This window comes from Flavobacterium caeni (genome assembly GCF_900101895.1).
Classification (GTDB): Bacteria; Bacteroidota; Bacteroidia; order Flavobacteriales; family Flavobacteriaceae; genus Flavobacterium; species Flavobacterium caeni.
The window spans coordinates 1-1,314 of record NZ_FMVF01000068.1; the positions used below are offsets into that span (position 1 = coordinate 1).

2 protein-coding genes are annotated in these 1,314 nt (G+C 34.2%); both read left to right on the forward strand.

Features of this window, described 5'->3' with window-relative positions; genetic code table 11:
• On the forward strand, nucleotides 1-510 hold a 510-nt coding region (locus BLP55_RS16565), incomplete at its 5' end, for a hypothetical protein (protein WP_091147525.1).
• A complete protein-coding gene (locus BLP55_RS16570; RefSeq protein WP_139149811.1) occupies nucleotides 507-1,088 on the forward strand; it encodes a hypothetical protein in 582 nt (193 codons plus the stop codon). The genes BLP55_RS16565 and BLP55_RS16570, both read left to right, overlap by 4 nt.
• Nucleotides 1,089-1,314: the final 226 nt, after the last annotated feature.

Here is a 1,314-nt window from a genome sequence, read left to right on the forward strand (position 1 = left end):
CGAACTTTGTTTATCTTCGGCAGAGAGAACTCAGTTCGCTCTGGCGCGACCACGCAAATGCGCGAAACGTTGTGCGAGATTCTAAAAACCTATACCGTGAAGAGAACTATTACCATCCGAAGAAGTACAATTTTCAATTTCATTTTTTCAATGGCATTTGGAGCATTATTATTATTTGTCCTTGAACATTTTGGCCAATTTAGTTACCTAGCTCATGATGATCCAAGAGATAATAATGAGAAAATATCTTTTGTAAAATATGTAAGTCCAGACACAAAGGTTTTTCGAATTTCCTATAAAACATTCTTTGATAATAAAATAGAAACCGAGGGCTTCGGTTTCACAGTTGGAGACTTAAATTACGCAGGAACGGAATTCGATAAATATCGTACAAAAGTGTTTTTCTATCAAGAAGCTTTTAAAAAAGATTACAAATATGGTTTTGGAATTTCTGCTGTATTCTTTATTATTATTTGGTGTTACTTAAATTTTAATATAAAACTGAAATGAGAATTTTATCTACGTTAATTGTTGGTCTTCTTTTCGTTTCATGCATGTCTCCAGTAAGGAAAGAAACTCCACAATTAAGTCCAATTCCCGCCGAAATTACTGAATCATCTAGTGATGTAGATTCTGTGGAAAGCAATGTCATAAATGAAAGTTATGATTCTTACTCAAAACCTGAAAACGCTATGTTTTCCATTGAAAATCTAGAATTTTTGGTAAATCTAAATCGTGAGAAATTTGAAATTTGGACTAACAAAAATGACTATACTTTTAATAGAACTTCGAATTATGAATATTTCGATGTTCTAATTTATTCCAATGGCAATACTGATTTATCACTATCAATTCCTAAAGATAATATTGCTAATCCATCATGCTTGTATCAAACTTACGATAATACAGAATATCAAAATTTACTACGAGAGGCTTTGAATCGCGGTTATAAATTTATTTCGAACACGACGAGTGAACAGGATGAAAATGTAAAGTTTTACAATTACAAAAACCCATTATATGAACTGAGCTTTTATGAACAGCAGATTGATGACCGTTCTAAATATTCAGTGGCAATTAAAAAATAAGAGAACCTCGCACAACCGCGCATTTGCTCAAAGCGCTCATTTTCGGTGATTTGAACGTTTGGTTTTCACGAATAAAGTTATATCTTCGGCAGAGCGAACTCAGTCCGCTGGCGCCGCGTTTGCGCAAATGCGCCTAACGTTACATGACAGCGCCGAGCGAACCCGGAAAATCGTCGTTCAGAATCAACTTTGCCAGCTAATCTTTGTCGTTAATTTTCATATGATT

Coding starts and splice junctions, on each gene's coding strand:
- BLP55_RS16570 (WP_139149811.1), top strand. CDS start 507: ATGAGAATTTTATCTACGTTAATTGTTGGTCTTCTTTTCGTTTCATGC.